This is a genomic window from Protofrankia coriariae (assembly GCF_001017755.1).
GTDB classification, from domain to species: Bacteria; Actinomycetota; Actinomycetes; order Frankiales; family Frankiaceae; genus Protofrankia; species Protofrankia coriariae.
This window is the reverse complement of sequence record NZ_JWIO01000108.1, coordinates 1-248: the sequence shown is the minus strand read 5'-3', so window position 1 is coordinate 248 and position 248 is coordinate 1. Positions and strand designations below refer to the sequence as shown.

General features: G+C 62.5%; 1 protein-coding gene. It reads left to right on the top strand.

The features are described 5' to 3' along the window. A partial coding sequence (locus tag FrCorBMG51_RS24415) for an acyl carrier protein (RefSeq protein WP_157180678.1) occupies positions 1-248 on the top strand: 248 nt, incomplete at both ends.

Sequence of the window (248 nt, the reverse complement as noted above, 5' to 3'; positions counted from 1 at the left end):
TCCGCTGGTTCGGTGGATGCGGGGTTGTTGCGGTCGGCGTTGGTGGGTGTGGTGGCGGAGCGGACGGGTTATCCGGCGGAGATGATTGACACCGGGATGGATCTGGAAGCGGATCTGGGTGTTGACTCGATCAAGCGGGTGCAGATTCTGGGGGCGGTGCAGGAGCGTTTTCCCCAGGTGCCGAGTGTGGGTCCGGAGTTGTTGGGTGAGCTGCGGACGCTGGAGCACATCATCGATTTCCTGGTGAG